This window comes from Neobacillus sp. PVCKKU3 (assembly GCF_058323225.1).
This window is the reverse complement of record NZ_JBLVQN010000051.1, coordinates 1-17,358: the sequence shown is the minus strand read 5'-3', so window position 1 is coordinate 17,358 and position 17,358 is coordinate 1. Positions and strand designations below refer to the sequence as shown.

Annotated in this window: 12 protein-coding genes; 9 read left to right on the top strand and 3 right to left on the bottom strand. The window is 39.4% G+C overall.

From position 1 onward, the window contains the following. Positions 1-33 precede the first annotated feature (33 nt). Entirely contained in the window at positions 34-720 is a 687-nt protein-coding gene (locus ACNQGS_RS25220; RefSeq protein ID WP_491489724.1) for a response regulator transcription factor, read from the top strand. Next, on the top strand, positions 695-2,770 hold the full coding sequence (locus ACNQGS_RS25215; RefSeq protein ID WP_491489723.1) for a sensor histidine kinase: 2,076 nt from the start codon (positions 695-697) through the stop codon (positions 2,768-2,770). Before ACNQGS_RS25220 ends, ACNQGS_RS25215 begins: the two co-directional genes overlap by 26 nt. A 107-nt stretch (positions 2,771-2,877) precedes the next feature. Here the strand turns inward: ACNQGS_RS25215 and ACNQGS_RS25210 are convergent, their stop codons facing one another. Further along, entirely contained in the window at positions 2,878-4,308 is a 1,431-nt protein-coding gene (locus ACNQGS_RS25210) for a sigma-54 interaction domain-containing protein (protein WP_491489722.1), read from the bottom strand. Between the two features lie 410 nt (positions 4,309-4,718). Between ACNQGS_RS25210 and ACNQGS_RS25205 the strand changes: the two genes are divergently transcribed. After that, the gene (locus ACNQGS_RS25205) at positions 4,719-6,179 is read left to right on the top strand and encodes an amino acid permease (protein ID WP_491489721.1); all 1,461 of its coding nucleotides are present in this window, start codon (positions 4,719-4,721) and stop codon (positions 6,177-6,179) included. A 104-nt stretch (positions 6,180-6,283) separates the two neighbouring features. Beyond that, on the top strand, positions 6,284-7,399 hold the full coding sequence (locus ACNQGS_RS25200) for a M20 metallopeptidase family protein (protein ID WP_491489720.1): 1,116 nt from the start codon (positions 6,284-6,286) through the stop codon (positions 7,397-7,399). Positions 7,400-7,510: 111 nt separating this feature from the next. On the opposite strand, the gene ACNQGS_RS25195 is transcribed toward ACNQGS_RS25200, so the two are convergent. Continuing rightward, the gene (locus ACNQGS_RS25195) at positions 7,511-10,543 is read right to left on the bottom strand and encodes an efflux RND transporter permease subunit (protein ID WP_491489719.1); all 3,033 of its coding nucleotides are present in this window, start codon (positions 10,541-10,543) and stop codon (positions 7,511-7,513) included. Between the two features lie 412 nt (positions 10,544-10,955). Here ACNQGS_RS25195 and ACNQGS_RS25190 point away from each other — a divergent pair, with 412 nt between their 5' ends. The 5 genes from ACNQGS_RS25190 to ACNQGS_RS25170 all read left to right on the top strand — a co-directional run bounded on the left by ACNQGS_RS25190 (position 10,956) and on the right by ACNQGS_RS25170 (position 16,048). Further along, positions 10,956-11,708 (top strand): helix-turn-helix transcriptional regulator, encoded by a 753-nt coding sequence (locus ACNQGS_RS25190; protein ID WP_378588432.1) that lies wholly within the window; start codon positions 10,956-10,958, stop codon positions 11,706-11,708. Between the two features lie 188 nt (positions 11,709-11,896). Continuing rightward, positions 11,897-13,261: an MFS transporter gene (locus ACNQGS_RS25185; protein WP_378588435.1), complete on the top strand. Its 1,365-nt coding sequence runs from the start codon at positions 11,897-11,899 to the stop codon at positions 13,259-13,261. 38 nt (positions 13,262-13,299) lie between these two features. Next, positions 13,300-14,151, top strand: a complete 852-nt coding sequence (locus ACNQGS_RS25180; protein WP_378588438.1) for a creatininase family protein — start codon at positions 13,300-13,302, stop codon at positions 14,149-14,151. A gap of 129 nt (positions 14,152-14,280) precedes the next feature. Beyond that, the gene (locus ACNQGS_RS25175; protein ID WP_491489718.1) at positions 14,281-15,543 is read left to right on the top strand and encodes an MFS transporter; all 1,263 of its coding nucleotides are present in this window, start codon (positions 14,281-14,283) and stop codon (positions 15,541-15,543) included. 265 nt (positions 15,544-15,808) lie between these two features. After that, a complete protein-coding gene (locus ACNQGS_RS25170; protein WP_491489717.1) occupies positions 15,809-16,048 on the top strand; it encodes a hypothetical protein in 240 nt (79 codons plus the stop codon). 485 nt (positions 16,049-16,533) lie between these two features. Here ACNQGS_RS25170 and ACNQGS_RS25165 read toward each other — a convergent pair whose 3' ends face one another. Continuing rightward, positions 16,534-16,995 (bottom strand): SRPBCC family protein, encoded by a 462-nt coding sequence (locus ACNQGS_RS25165; protein WP_491489716.1) that lies wholly within the window; start codon positions 16,993-16,995, stop codon positions 16,534-16,536. Between the last annotated feature and the right edge of the window lie 363 nt (positions 16,996-17,358).

Sequence of the window (17,358 nt, the reverse complement as noted above, 5' to 3'; positions counted from 1 at the left end):
ATATCCGATACAGATATAGGAGTGAAATTTATTATGAATATATTAGTTTGTGACGATGATCAGGCAATTGTCGAAGCGATTGGTGTTTACTTAGAAAATGAAGGTTATCAAGTATTCACAGCCTATAACGGATTGGAGGCCATTGATATCATTGATAACCAAGCAATCCATTTGATCATTATGGACATTATGATGCCTAAGTTGGATGGGATCCGGGCGACCATGAAAATTAGAGAAGCGAATAATATCCCTTTGATTATGCTCTCAGCCAAATCAGAGGATTACGATAAAATTTTGGGGTTAAATGTCGGTGCGGATGACTACATAACGAAGCCATTTAACCCTCTGGAATTAATCGCAAGAGTGAAATCCCAGCTGAGAAGATATACAACCTTGGGAAGTCTTGAAACCAAGAGTAATGTTTACCAAACGGGAGGGCTCGCCATCGATGATGAGAGTAAATCAGTCACGATTGATGGCGAGGCCGTTCATCTTACACCGGTACAATATAAGATTTTAAAGCTGCTGACGGCTAATGCCGGCAGAGTTTTTTCCATGGAAGATATCTATGAAAAAGTTTGGAACGAAACAGCATATAGTCCGGAAAACACGGTTTCTGTTCATATTAGAAAAATCAGAGAGAAAATAGAAATCAATCCGAAAGAGCCAAAATATTTGAAGGTGGTGTGGGGAGTTGGATACAAGGTTGAAAAAATATAGCCATTCAATCATCACAAAGATGATTGTGTTTCTCCTGGTGATTACCTGTTTTACAGGCTTAGTGAAAACGATTGTTGAAGTAGAAGTGGTGAATGACGGGGAATTTAGCATTGTTTTTCAAGACAATTATTTTCAAAGCCATTCCTTTGTAAAAGAAAGTGGTTACCTTGCGGAGGATCTCACCCGGTTGGTTGGGTTCTATAAGAGTGAGGAACATATTTTAAATGGCGGAACGATCAATGAGGATGAATTAAAAAGACGAGAACAAGAGTTATTTTATGACTTTCAAAGTAATTCAAAGAATTATAACCCCAATTTAACAGAAGCGGAAAACTTTGAAAAATTTAAAACTGAATACGCAGATAAGATCGCCCAAGTTAGGGATGAGCTTATAAGGAATGATTTAAGAGATTTTCATTCATTATTGCAGAGGGTAGAAGAGGTTAAAAATCCTTTTTATTATGCCAGTGATGGTGTCAATATCTATAAAAACAGCTTGAATACCACAAAAGAACAGTTTAAATCCTTTCCTTCCTATTTCATCCTAGAAGACTATAAAAATGAGCTGTATCCAAAAGCAGCGGAGGAGAATGAAAATCTTCTTCAGGTGATCCAGAGTAAAGAGGATTGGGATCCGAAAGGCCAGGTTGTTTATGTAGCTTTTTCCAAAGAGTTTTTACAAACGAAAATCCAAGATTGGAAAGACACCAAAGGAATAGCAACAGCCAGCTTTTATAAATTGCTAGCCTATCTGACTGGTTTCATTCTTTCCTTCCTGTATCTAGTGTTCGTGACGGGTAGAAAGTCATTCAAGGATGACGAGCTGCGTCTGCACTCGATTGATAAATTATTTGTTGAATTGAATATCCTGCTATGTATGGGGTTAATGGCATTATGGGTGGCCCTGTTGGATAACTTTACATCATCAAACATCCCGAAATTGGTTACTCCGATTACCATCCCGATTTCGGCAGCAGTACTCCTATTGATCTTATCACTCATAAGGCATATCAAATATCGAACCATCTTCAAGCATACTATAACCTACCAAATTGTTTACAGGCTGATTCAATTTGTAAGACACGTTTATGGGAGCGGAAGTGTCGCCGTAAAGACGGTATTAATCGTCATCGGATACCCGGTGCTGATTGCTTTAACGTTTTTTATGTTCCCGATAACCATTGGTCTTGCGGCCTGGTTTGCCCTTAAGAAGGTCAAGGCATTCCAAGCCATAAAGGAAGGCGTCGCCAAAATTAAAGAAGGCGATATCCAGCATCGTATCTATGTTGGTGAAAAGGGAGAGTTTGCTGGTCTGGCTGAGAATATTAACAGCATTACTGATGGTTTGAAGTCAGCAGTGGATAGCGAACTGAAAAGCGAGCGATTAAAAACGGAATTAATTACGAATGTCTCTCATGATATACGAACACCATTAACAGCCATCATTACCTATGTCGATTTATTGAAACAAGAGAAAAATCCTGAAAAGGTAGAAAAATACCTTGAAGTACTGGATCAAAAGTCAAAGAGGCTTAAAACTTTAACGGATGATTTATTTGAGGCAACAAAGGCTTCAAGCGGAAATATTCCAGTTCAATTGGGGCGGGTCGATATTGTCTCGTTAGTCACACAGGGGCTTGGAGAAGTGAGCGATAAAATTGAGGCTTCCGGGCTGGAACTAAAGATTCATTACCCCGATGAAAAGCTATTTATCTTAGCTGATGGAAAACTATTGTGGAGGTCCATTGAGAACGTCTTATCCAATATTTCCAAATACGCACTTCCAGGGTCAAGAGTATATATTCAATTCGAGGATGTAGGGAACGAGATTCTTCTTACCTTCAAAAACATGTCTGCTTATGAATTGAATATTTCAGCAGATGAATTAATGGAACGCTTCAAAAGAGGGGATGAATCCAGAACCAGCCAAGGTAGCGGCTTAGGACTTTCTATTGCCCAAAGCCTCATTGAAAACCAAGGAGGAAAATTTGCGATACAAATTGATGGAGATTTATTCAAGTCCATGATCTATATGCCGAAGGATCAATAAAAGCATTCCAATCAAATTAAGTGCCTGTCACTTTCCCCATTTTTATTCGGGGCGTGACAGGCACTGTTTTTGTAGGACATGGGGACGGTTCAACTGTCCCTATGGACCTACTCCTCAACCAATTCCTTCTCGCGTATTTTCAAATTGAATTTTTTTAGCCTGCGAATGACATAGGATTGGGATACACCGAGTTTTTTGGCTGTTTTCCAAGTACTATTGGTATCATTATAAGCTTTAATTAAAATGTTTTTTTCAATCTGTTCCAAATAGATTGGTAAACTCACTTCTTCTACGTTTTGGAAGAGCATTTGTTGAGACTGGTGAAGGGGGAAGTCACTTGGTAAATCGTCTATATCGATTTTTGGTCCAGCAGAGGTAATCACTAATCGTTCCATTAGATTTTCAAGTTCACGAATATTTCCATCCCAGCTGTAATTGTATAAGGCATCCATTATGTTTTTGGATAAAGTATGTTGACGGCCATACTTTTGATTGAATTTTTTTAAATAAAAATTCAAAAGTGGAATAATATCTTCTTTTCTTTCACGTAAGGGTGGGATTTCCATAGGAAGGATGTTTAAACGATAATATAAGTCCTTACGGAATGTTCCTTCTTTGACGCGTTCCATTATATTCACATTGGTTGCTGCAATAATTCGTACATCCGCTTGTTGGACTTGGTTATCCCCAATCATCCGATATGTCTTGTTTTGCAGAAATTGAAGAAGCTTTGATTGTAGATGAAGAGGGAATTCCCCGATTTCGTCTAAAAACAAAGTGCCTTGATCAGCTGCTGCGATTAAACCGAGTTTTCCATTGGCATTGGCCCCTGTAAATGCCCCTTTTTTGTAGCCAAATAATTCAGATTCAATGAGGGACTCTGGAATGGCACCGCAGTCTAAATGGATAAATGGTTTATTATTGCGACTGCTCAGCTGATGAATACTGTAGGCAAAGGCCGTTTTTCCGACACCTGTTTCTCCTGTTAAAAGAATCGTTGTATCTATATCCGCAACCTTTTGGGACCATTCGATAAGGTGCAGAGAAACTTTACTTTTTCCAACATAGAAATCTTCATATTGCTGATTTTTTTGTTGTAAGATGAGTTGACGAATTTGCTGTTTATATAGTTGTAGAATAGATTCGATTTTTTCTAATTCACTCGATTGATTGATAACTTGGGATAATTGTCTTGCATGGGTAACAATATATTGGATATCCCCCTTCTCGTCGGGAATATAGTCACTGGAAACTAGCAAGTGAACATTATTTTGAGTGACCTGCGTGGTGCTTACAAACTGTTTTTGTTCGATAACAAGCCGTGCGATAGAAGGGGTAAATAAACCTCGTTTTTCCATTTCTATTACGTTTTGGCCAACCAATTCATCGACTTGTAATACTGAAAAAAAATCATAAGCTGCTTGATTAACCCATAATACATTCCCTTGGTTATCAATAATCCAAATGGGATCTTTTAATGTATTAATAATCTTTAAGAGTAATTGCCCATCAAATTGTTGTAAGATCTTTGCAGTCAAAGTGTTTCCCCTTTCATAAGTTATTTTCTTATGCTAGAAAAGCTTTAAACCTTCAGTATTTTTGATTCGTATGCGACTCAATTTGAACCCCTATGTAAGAAACTATAGCATGTTATAAGACGTTTTCATACATTTTTCGACACGAATTGAATCTATATAGAATCATTGAGTTAGAAATGAATTATAAATTTAATAGATTCTTTTTTGAATGTGCTGATTTATCAGTCTTTTGAAATTGGCATGCTTCTTGCAATATACAAAATGTAAGTCGTTTAATTTGTTCAGATTGTTGAACCAGCAAAATATTCCCGACGGTTTTTCTTGAAAAGCATCTCTTTGCCACAATCGGAACAGAAGAATTGCTCAGAAAACAAGATCGGAAACGAATTAAAGAAAAAAGGGGAAATTTTATGCAAGCTGCTAAAAAGATTGAGGAGCCAAAAAAACAATTTGGGGATCAAGGTAATGAGTTGCACCGTGGGCTTAAACGTAGACATATTACTATGATGTCCATTGGTGGAACAATTGGAACAGGGTTATTCCTAGCTTCAGGAAATGTAGTATCGAAAGCAGGTGCTCTTGGGGGCCCTATTGCATATTTAGTGATTGGAATTTTAGTTTATGTTTTAATGAAAGGTCTTGGCGAAATGTCCACCTTCATGCCGACTCCTGGTGCTTATACTACTTATTCGGGTTTGTTTGTCCACCCGGTTTTAGGTTTCATGGTCGGATGGAATTTATACATTAACGGTTTTCTCGGTCTTGGGGCTGAAATTGTAGGAGGGGGAATGATATTAAATCAATTTTTCCCAAACATTCCGCCGGTTGTATTCTGTATCGGGATTTCATTATTGATTCTGGTCTTAAACTTGATCAATGTTAAATCGTACGGAGAAGCTGAATACTGGTTTGCAGGAATTAAGGTATTGGCCATTATCATTTTCTTGATTATGGGGATTCTAATGATCTTTGGAGTAATTGGACATCAAGGATTTATTGGATTATCCAACTGGACGAGCGAGTCCGTGTTCCCGAATGGATTTACAGCGGTCATATTAATGATGACTGGGGTAGTCTGGTCTTATTTAGGGGTTGAAACGGTTGTATCAGCAGCAGGAGAAACAGTAAACCCTCAGAAGAATGTGCCTAAAGCAATCAACACAATCTTCTTCCGGATATTAATTTTTTATGTTGGTTCTATAACAGTTATGGGATTGGTTGTTCCTCACAAAAATGTAAGCGTTTTGAGTAATGGTTATGCTGGCTTATTTGACTTTGCCGGTATACCAGGTGCGGCTGCAATCATGAATATCGTTATTCTTACATCTTTAGCTTCTGCTGCAAACTCCATCGTATATTTACTTAGCAGAACATTAATTGCATTATCAAAAGAAGGAAAAGCACCGAAAGCATTAGGAAAAGTGAACAAACGAGGTATCCCAACGAATGCGGTTATTCTGACTTTATTTCTGGGACAGATTTCTCTTATCACCAACTTCGTTTCACCGGATAAAGTGTTCATTTGGCTGACATCCATCGCTGGATTCAATACTCTGCTTGGCTGGTTCGGCAGTTTTCTCTCCCATTATCGGTTTAGAAAATGGCTGGTGGCAAACGGAGGTTCTGTAGACAAGCTAAAGTTCAAAATGGGAACTTATCCGATTCCAACGATCATCTGCTTAGTGGTTTTAGTTGGTATTGCCATTTACACTGCCTACAGCCCTGATACAAGATTTTCATTCTACATTGGAGTACCGATGCTAATATTGTACTTTATTATTGGCAGGTACCTGAATAAAAAAGGGAAGCTGCAGGAAATGAACTATGAGCCGTTCTTAAAGGCCCATATCAATGAAACAGAAATAAAATAAAAAATTTTATTTGTATCATCACATTAAAATCATTTGATGCAATACCCTGGTAATCCTTCTGGAAAGCAGGGTTTTTGCCATTAATTAAGGGAGACAGAATGAAAATGGAAAGTAAAAATCTAGAATTGGCTATACAATTGCGACATGATTTACATCAGCATCCTGAACTTTCGAATCAGGAAATTTGGACGAAACAATATTTGATTGATTTTCTTAAAAAATATACACAGCTCGAAATTGTCGATAGAGGCTCATGGTTCTATGCAATCTATCATTCTAAGATTGGAAGAAGGAACATAGCTTTCCGCGCAGATTTCGATGCTCTTCCAATTGAGGAAACAATCAATCTCCCATACGGTTCGAAGTTCCCAGGAGTTTCTCACAAATGTGGACATGATGGACATTCTGCAACTCTTTGTGGTTTCGCTTTGGAGATTGATCAGAAAGGCTGTGACAGTAACATCTTCTTCCTGTTTCAGCACGCAGAGGAAACAGGGAATGGTGCTGCCGAATGCTCTGTTTTTATCAAGGAAAACAATATTGATGAAATCTTTGGCTGGCATAATTGGAGTGGTGTTGAAAAAAATACGGTCCATGTCATTGATGGAACAGCACAATTTGCATCCAAGGGTATGTCCATCTATATGGAAGGTGTTCCTTCTCACGCCAGCGAACCAGAAAAAGGTATAAATCCATCATTTGCTATTGCAAAGATCATTGATGCTATTCCTGGATACATTTCTCCTGCAAACAATAAAGGAATCGTTCTATGCACGATCGTTCAAGTTGATATTGGTGCAAAAGCATTCGGTGTAAATGCAAGCAAGGGTGTATTAAGGATGACGATTCGAGCACGTTACGAAGAAGAGATGGTCAAACTTCAGGAGAATCTGGAAAAGGCTGCAAAGGCTGAAGCAGAAAACTATGGGCTCAAGGTGAGCTTTGAGTATCAGGAGGAGTTCCCAGAAACAGCAAACCATAAAGAGAGCTCTGACAAAATTCGTCAAGTCTGCAAAGAAAAAGGCATTCCAATGGCTGAAATGACGGAAGCGTTCCGTGCATCAGAAGATTTCGGTCACTACACGAAACTCACAAAAGGTTCTTACTGTTATATTGGAAACGGAGAAGACTACCCGAATTTGCATAGCTATGAGTATGACTTCCAAGATGACCTCATTGAAACTGGAGTGGAACTATTCAAAGGACTAGCTGAGCTATAAAAAACTATTTAAAGCAATTTTTAAGTATAAAACAAACCCTAGTTGGGGCATACACGGGGACGGTTCTAGTTGATTATTTCTAGTCCCGCAGAACCGTCCCGTGAACCACTTTTATTGACTTAAAGTATCTGATACTTGGTCAGCCTGCAGCCTTTGTTTTTTTGCTTTCCGGAAATGGAATAGTTCATAGAATGTCGGAATGACAATCAGTGTCAGAAGCGTTGACACGATGAGTCCGAAAATAACTACGACGGCAAGTCCCTTGGAAACAAGGTTTAGGCTCATGGCTGATTCATGCGCAAATAAGAGTGGCAGCATAGCAAATACCGTTGCAAGTGCTGTCATCAAAATTGGCCGTAAACGTACGGTTCCAGCTTCCAAAATTGCTTCGCGGATACTCATTCTTTCCTCGTTATGACGGATTCGGTCAACCAGCACGATCGCATTCGTTACCACAATTCCGACGAGCATCAGCATTCCGATACCAGAAGAAATATTAATGCTGGAGTTGGTAACAACCAGCCCTAACAGCGAACCAATTGCTGCAAGCGGCAGCGAAATCAAGATGGCGATGCTTGCCCGGAACGACTTTAAGGTCACAAGCAAAATCATAAACACGATTCCAATGGAGAACATGGCCAGTTTGGCAAGTTCGCCTAACTGATCGGATGACTGCATGGAAGAACCCGTAAGTTCAGCGCTTGTTCCTTTGGCAAACGTATTATCCTTGCCCCAAGTGACAAGCTGCTGCTGTATTTTGCCGGCGACGTCGACCATTTTGTCGGGATTGACTTGAGCCGTGACTTGAAGATAATGATGTCCGTCCTTAGTAAAGATCGTGCCTTGCTCCTTGCTTTCTTCAACCTTCGCAATGCTGGATAAAGTAACAGGTCCATTTGGTGACATCAGCTGAAGATTTTTCAAATCGTCTGCCGTTTGAATCTCTTTTAGTGCTCCTAATTTTACGGCGGTGGTTCGTCCGTCTATTTTGATGCTTCCAATTACAGCAGGCTGAAGCATCGCATAAATCGATTGGGAGATTTCCTGTGCATTTGCTACTTTTGAATCTACCTGAATGGTAACGGTTGGCTTTGTATTTTGATCGTTACTTTCTACTTTTAGGACGCCATCAATGCTGCTGATTTTTTCCTTTACCTTATCAGCGGCTTTTTTAATGTCGTCATCATTTTTTCCAATGACATCAATGGAAACAGTCGTTTTGTTGGTCCCCATCAATCCTGCGGTGTCAGCTGTAAGCTCCGCATCTGGAAACTGATCTTTTGTTTTTCGGATGTCTTTCACAAATTTGGCGGAGTCGGTTCCCTCTTTAGGAAAAACCATAAAACGTACCATATTTGCATCCTGCAGATTGCCATATTGGGCAGCGTCCTCATTGACTCCCGCGATTGTAATATGGGTTTTTACCCCTTCTTTATCTGCAAGGATGGTCTCCATTTTCGCAACCCCGTCTTCCATTTCGCTAAATGGAGTACCGTTTTGATAGCGAAGACCGATTTCTATATAGGCGGAATCCTTCTGATCGACAGACCCTTTAGGCATGCTCACAAATAATCCGACAGACCCAACCACAACGAGTACTGCTATTGTGATGGGCAGCCATTTATGGTTAAGCGACCATTTCAACAGTGATGGGTAGAAGGAATTCTGCTTGTGATCTTTCATCTTTACTTTTGACATCATCCGGCAGCTGAGTGCTGGAACCACTGTCAGCGAAACAAGCAGTGAAGCTAGTAATGAACAAGTGATTGTAATGGCGAACGGGGCAACAATATCACGTAAACCTCCAGAAACAATCAGCATTGGAAGGAATACTGCCACAGTTGTAAGAGTCGAAGACGTGATCGCTGCTCCTACTTCTTTTACCGCTTCGATCAGAAAAGCGGGGGTCAATTCATTATCTTTTTTCCTTCGGTAAATATTTTCTACTACCACGATACTGTCATCCACTAGCCGTCCGACTGATACCGCAATACCTCCGAGCGTGAGGATGTTTAAGGTAACGCCGAAGAAAGAAAGTAGAATCATCGTAATGCAAAGTGACAGCGGAATACTGACAATCGTGATCAGGGTCATCCGGAAACTGCGCAGGAATAACCAGATAATAAGCGTGGCAAATAGTGCTCCGGTCAATACTTCTCTTGTCATCGAATTAATAGAATCAAGTACTGTATCACCCAAATTCATCACTATTGTTGCTTGGAGCGTTCCCTTGTAGTCTTGATTGATTTTTTTAACCGTGTCTTCAACCTGTTGTCCAAGCGTTACGGCATTGGATGTGGAATCCTTCTGAATAACGACGTCAATGAAATTCTTTCCGTTCAAATGGGTGATGCTTTGGGTATCTTTTTGCATGGTAATATCGGCAACATCCTGCAGTTTGGTGTTGCTGTTTAACTCGATGTTTTTGAGATCGTCAAGCGATTCTAATTTACCTGTTACGATAATGCTTGTTGCTTCGTTATTTAGCGTTTGCTCGCCCATTGCGACGGATGCATTTTTTCCTTGAAGAAGAGTATAAAGTTTTTCAAGCGGGAACCGAGCAGCGGCTAATTTTTCTGGATCGACTTTAATCATTACCTGTTGATTTTTCCCGCCGTTTACGATGACATTGCCGATACCTTTTAAGTCTTGGAACATCGGCATAATCTCATTCTCTACGAGATTTAGCTCAGTATTGCCAACTTCCTTATCAAAGGTGAGTCCTAATTCTACAATTGGAATTTCAGATGTGTTGAGGTTGACTACATATGGTTTCATGACTCCATTGGGGAGATTGACCATCGAAATTCTTTCTTGTATTTGCTGTTTTGCCTCTTTGATATCAATGCTGGATTCAAAGGTGACGGTCAACTGGGTAAAGTTATTCCCGGTCTGTGCAACTACATTTTGTTTTCCTTTAACGCCGTTTATGGCTTTTTCAATTGGCTGTGTGACCTGTTCATCCATGCTGACGGCATCGACGCCGTTTCCGACGACTGAAATCGTAACGTACGGCTGATCAGCAGATGGCATTAGCTCCATTGGAATCGTAGTGTAACTGAAAATACCAAAAATCATTGAGGCAACGACAGAAAAAGCTAATGCGGCCTTATTCCGTAATGCCCACTTGGTAAACCAAGTCATAATATGTACCCCTTTCTAGTACAAAAGTATTACAAACAGGTAAATTATACCTTTTCTGCCACATTCTGAATAGTCCATTTTCATAAATTTACAAAAAAATAACCTTAGAGGACGATTCAGTAGGCATTTTGTATTTAACACTCTTGATTATAGGACCACAGGGCATTTCCGATATAGTAACCAAAGTCAATAAATCTATGTGACTTTCGTCATTAATGAGGCATGGGGACGGTTCTTGTGCTTCATTTTTACATGGATCTCTTTGACATAAGTCTGTATATTAGATTCCTTTTGTCATTAAAATACGGCTGCAGAAGCAAGAGGCAGACGAGGTCTCTTAATTAAATGCAAGAAAGTAGCAAAAAATAATATAATAGGTGGATAAGCCAAATGTGTAAGGCAGGGAAAATGAATGAACGATCATCAGCAAACAGATACTCCAAATCCAAATATTAATCGAAATGGACTTACACCTGAATACATTGAAGCCGGGCATAAGTTAAGGGAAAAATTACTCTATAGAATTCAAATGGGTGATCGGGACTTGATAACTGAATTTGAAAATGATGCATTTCTGATGCTTAGAGATGACCAATTTAACCTTCTAAACAGGGTCCCGAATAATAAAATTCGATCCTATAAAAATATTCTATTATCACACAATACCCTTTATAGCTATGCGGCAGAAAAGGGCGGATTAAGCCCATGGCAATGCCACTTTATCTCAGAAAAATATGCCATTATGATTGAGCATGCCGAAACCATCGCTAAACTAGATCAGATTCATTCATTTATGATAAAAGAGTATTCCGACCCTAAAATCCGAAAATCAAATAGCGGCAGCTTAACAATTGTGGAGAAAGCAGAAAACTATATAGAGATGAACTTTGCAGAGGATATTTCAATGGAGGAAATAGCCCGAAAAATACATGTTCACCCCTCACATTTAATGCGGGCGTTTAAAAAAGAAAAAGGCATAACAATCAGTAATTACCGGAACCTAAGAAGAATGAAGGAAGCAAAGGAGCTCATCCTGAACTCAAATCTCACCATGACGGAAATTGCCATCATGGTAGGATTCAGCAACCCCCAATATTTCTCCAAATTTTTTAAAGAGGTAGAAGGAATCACCCCGGTCGAATTTAAAAAGCTGAAAAAGAAATGAAGGGCGCGTGAGTAGTTCATGCGCTTATTTTCTGCGTTCTGGGACTTTTTTTAAAACAGAAATTTCGCAATTATACTATAAAAGGATGCAACTATAATATAAAAACGCTTTCAAAATCAGATATATACTTAATTTCAAGAAATAAATTAAGCGTTTGCAAAATCTACAAGGAAAAATGGGGGTTTTATATGAAAAAGTTTGGAGTAAGAGACCAGGTTGGATATGCGCTAGGGGATATTGGGGGAAGTTTTGTTAACTTATATATAGGTGGGTTTTTCTTAATCTTCTGTACCTACGTATTAGGGGTAAGCCCTTACTTTATGGGAACGATGTTTTTATTGGGCAAATTCTTTGATGCAATTTGCAATGTGGTAATGGGGACTCTTCCTGACCGTTGGAAATTAGGCAAATCTGGCGATAAATTCTTGCCGTATATTAATATTTCTAAATGGATTTTAGCCGCTTCCTGCTTATTAGCTTTTGCAAACGTATCCAGTTGGGGATCCGCAGCAACTCATATCTGGGTAGTATTCGTTTATTTATTCTTCTGTGTTGCTTATACAGCTGACTCGATCCCTTATGGCTCGCTAGCATCTGTTATTACAAATGATCCTGTTGAACGCACAAAATTATCTCGTGCCCGTGCGATTGGCGGTATGGTTGTTGGAGTTGGATTCTTATCCTTCGTTCCAATGTTTATCTATGATAAATCTAAGGCTGTAGTTCCGGATGCATTCTTTCAAATTGCCATTGTATTTAGTATTTTATCGGTATTAGCTTATACAGGACTTGTAAAATTATCAACAGAACGTATTCGTGATGATCATACAGCAGGAGCCAATTCCGATTACAGTTTTAAGGATGCATTTAAGGTAGCGATTAAAAATAGACCTTTAATTGGAATGATGGTTGCATCAATAGGTTCTCTTCTTATGATCAATGGTGTAAGCCAATTAGCTCCAATTGTTTTTGCGGAACGTTATGGTATGCCAAGCGCTTTTGCTATCAACTCTTTCATTAGCATTGGTGTCACGCTCGTGTTATTCGCGATAGTTCCTAAACTAGTTGTGAAGTTTAATAAAAGAAATTTAGTCATAGCTACTGCGATCTTTAGTTTAGTTGCAACAGCCATAATGACATTGGTTACAATTCAAAACGTATATGTGTTTATGGTTTTATATAACCTTGCTACAATCGGTTCTGCTGTCTTCGTTATGGTTGTTTGGGCTCTTGTAACAGATTGCATCGACTATGCAGAGCTTCAAACTGGGAAACATTACGAAGGAACACTTTATTCCTTGTATTCCTTTGCTCGTAAAGTGGGGATGGGTTTAGGTTCCGCTCTCGGCAGTTATGCATTAGGTTGGGTAGGCTTCGTTTCCGGGGCAAAATCTCAATCACCGGCAGTAGCAGAAGGTGTATTAAAAATGTACACCGGCATGCCAATCGCTGCATTCATTTTAATGTTGATTGGTGTAGGGATGATCTATAACCTGAATGAAAAGAGAACAAATGAAATGTATGCGCTATTAAAAGAAAGAAGAGCAGTTTAATAGGTTTTTATAGAAATTTCAAGAAAGAAGAGATTCATATGCGTACTAGATTCCTTTCAAAACTGACCAATGGGGAAGTTGAAGAATATTTAAATAGAAATGATATTATATTTGTTCCTGTTGGAGTAACGGAAACACATGGAGCTTTACCGCTGGATTCCGAGACGGTATTAGCGGAAGCGATCGCTTTAAAAATGGCGGAAGAATCAGATGGGCTTGTGTTGCACAACTTACCGTATTTCTTCCCAGGCGGAACGATTGTCGGCCGGGGAACGATTCAAATGAGCGTAAAGGACGGAATGGCGTATTTAGATAAAATCGCCAAGTCTCTGCTCAATCAAGGCTTTAGACGGCAAATCTATATCACCAGTCATGGCCCGGCTTATTTGACCGTAAGCGGCATGGTTCGTGATTTCTTTGATGAGACGAAAGTGCCTGCCCTGTATATGGACGTTTTAAAAGCAGCAGAGGCAGCTAATTTCAATCTGATGGATTCATTCCATGAGATGACGATTGGTGCTTATAAAATTTTAGGCAGATTAGAAGATGTTCCATTGAATATGCCTGAATCTCCTTCTGTGACTTACGAAGTGCAGCATATGTTAGCAGGGATGAGTAAAAATCCCGGCAATACATTAGGGAAGTACGCTTACCAATCCGGCGCAGTGGGTTCTTACTTCTATGAGCCGTCTGATCATATGGCTACACCGCTTTTGACAACAGCTGAGGAAAGAGAAGGGCATGCAGATGCAGGTGTCCAAGCCATTAATGAACTTGTGAAAGCATTGGATATGCCGGCTATCGTTGAAACCCTTCGTCAGGTGGATGATTATACGAGGGATACCATTCTTCCAAAATACGGGGCACATTTGCCAGGCGGAAAGGCATAAATTTCAATGAATAAATGAGGTCTTCAAAAAGCGATTCTTAATATGGGAGTCGCTTTTTTTCAAAAACTAGTTTCTACCGCCGCCAGAAAAACCATATATATAAAGTAAAAGTTCACAGAGGTAGATACATTGGACAAACAAAATAACCGATTTAGATGGGTTGTATTTGCTTCCGTACTGTTTACTTATTTAATAATGTCGAGCCAGCGAACTGCACCGGGATTGATTACGGACCAAATAATGAGGGATTTTCATGTAACAGCAACAACGATTGGTTTACTGGCAAGCATTCAATTTTTTGTATACACGGGTTTGCAAATTCCGATGGGGATTATGGCTGACCGATTTGGTCCCAATTTTTTTCTCATTATCGGTGCGATCCTTACGGGTCTCGGTACCATCATTTATAGTCTCGGCACCCATGAATTTGTCTTGTTTTTTGCCAGAATCTTTACGGGGATGGGAGATGCGACCATCTGGGTCAATATGGTGTTAATCTTGAGCCAATGGTTTAGTGCGAAGGAATTTACCCGCTTAATCGGTGTAGCGGCAATGACGGGGAGTCTTGGTTTTCTGTTGGCGACAGTTCCATTCTCCTTATGGATTGACCTGATTGGTTGGAGGGCTGCGTTTTTTTCAACAGGCCTATTATTATGTCTATGTGGCATTTTCCTTTATTTTGTGCTCGTCAAAAAGCCAAAACAAGTCCTTTCTGATAAAACAATAATTGAAAAAGATGAGACCCAACGTGAGAAAACGTTGGTTTTACTGAGAAGAATTGTTTCGAATCGCCAGGCATGGGCGTTATTCTTATGTCACTTTGGGATTGTCGGAACATATGTAGGTTTTATCGGTTCATGGGCAGTGCCCTATGGGATGGATATGTATGGAATGACACGTTCCGAGGCGAGCCAGCTTATTTTGATTGGTCTGGTCGGGGCACTGATTGGTGCTCCTTTATCTGGCTGGATTTCAAGCCGGCTAGAGATGATTAAACGCCCTTATGTGGTTGTTCATATCATTCTAATATTGAGTTGGTCTACCTTTCTTTTATTTAAAGGGAATCCTCCCAATTTCTTGTTAACGATGCTTTTCTTTGTTATTGGTCTTGCATATGGGGCAAATGCCTTAACGTTTGCTGCCGTTCGTCAATCTTTTCCGGTCATGGAATCCGGCCTTGCCTCCGGATTTGCGAATACAGGTGGATTCTTGAGTGCCGTATTGCTGCCAAGTATCTTTGGAAATGTCTTAGATCACTTTCAGAACGCTTCAGGCAGTTTAAGCGCCGGTTACCACTATGGTTTCATCACACCAGTCATCTTCTCCATATTTGGCTTGATTGGAGTGATGGTGCTTAAGGAATGTGGCAAGGGGACGGATCGAGATCACTGAGAAAAAATAAAACCTGATTAAGATAAAAAAACGGCTGTGTCGAAGTTGAAAAATCTCTTCTGAATGGACCATCCTAAGGTCAATGAAGACCAAAACAGTACAGGGCAAGATGAAAAATGGACTTCATAAAGTCGATGAAGACCAAAACGGTTTAGGGCGAGATGAAAAATGGACTTCATAAAGTCGATGAAGACCAAAACGGTTTAGGGCAAGATGGAAAATGGTCTTCATAGGGTCAATGAAGACCAAAACGGTTTAGGGTAAGATGAAAAATGGACTTCATAAAGTCGATGAAGACCAAAACGGTTTAGGGCAAGACGGAAAATGGTCTTCATATGTTTATTGGAGACAATCAGCAAGCCTGTGGGGGAATCTTTTATCTGCCTCTTATGAAGTGATTTCAGCAGCGTCGGACGGTTCTTCTTTCTGCAGCATTTTGTCTATTTATTTTCCCGTCGGCAAAAATCTGCAATTTTTTAATATGCTAATTAGGCAACTTCCTTAAACAGCAATGTTTTTGTGAATTCAATCAAACGTTTGAGTAACTGACAAATTTTTTAGAAGCTTCTAAGGTCTTGCCCAATCATAACACGCATGTCCGAGTTTTTAACCAAACGTTTGTATAGATTTCTAGTAAGGAAATCTGGCGAATATTGACAATTGCAGTTGAGGTCATGAGCGATGAAGGCGGTGGGATATAAATTCTTCGGTTATTTTCTTGTTCATTCTGCAATTATTTTGCCCTAAAAAGATGCCAGTTTCCCGCTTGACTTGAGTTATGTACAAATTTAATTAAACGTTTGTGTAAACGACAATGTTTTTAGTTATAAAAACCAATGGAAAGCCTATTTTTATTAGCATTTCATTGCAATTAATCAAACGTTTAATTAAAAAAATAAATGGGGGACTTTGTTGGAAGTTGGGGGATGGCTAAGTAACGGGACAGACCGCTCAAATTAAACAAAACAGGGGACTGTCCCTTTTTAGGGGCTAAACTCGAGATACATTGGTATTAAGCTGCTCCAATTTAGTAGCGATTGCAGTAACCATATCCTTCGTTACTTTAGGAAGCTGAGACTTTAGGATCGCATTAACTACCGGACCCATTGCGCCGCCGGCAATGAGTTCAAGAAAGCCGGTTATCTTCGTTTTATTTGCATCTACCGCCTCTGCTAGGAAATATCCTTCACCAGAAAGTCCTTCATTTACCCCCTTTAACTGAAAAGTTATCTTTGTTGGTTCAATCCATTCTTTTATGGTGACCATCAGACTGATCTTTTTCTTTATGAATCCTATGTTACTATTAAACTCCCAAGTCGACTGACGGTTCGTAAATTTCCGATGTTGAATATATCCAGGGATAAGAGGAGCCCAATTATCCATATCCTTAACAAAATCCCAAACCTGATTGATCGGTACATCTACCTCAACTTGATGCATTCCGGTAGGCATTCATTTACCTTCTTTCCGTTACATTAATAAGATCTTCTTATTATATGTTCCGTAAATTAAAGGGAGATTTGTCCCTTACAGCTTGGGCGAAGGATATGTACCGTAACTTTTAATTCTATAAGAATGCGGTGTCATGTTTGGGGATTAACTTTAAAAAACAAAAAAACATGTTGACGTGTTAAAAATAATCTAGTAATATTACGTTTGTCGCTAAGAGATATGACGAAAAACATTTTATCTCAAAAAAATAGTTGACATTTAAAGATCACTACGGTAATATTAATTACTGTTGCTGAACTGAGTTGCTGTCTTTTGAAAAAAACAGTTGACTAGTTCAGAAAGAGATGGTATATTGTAAATCTG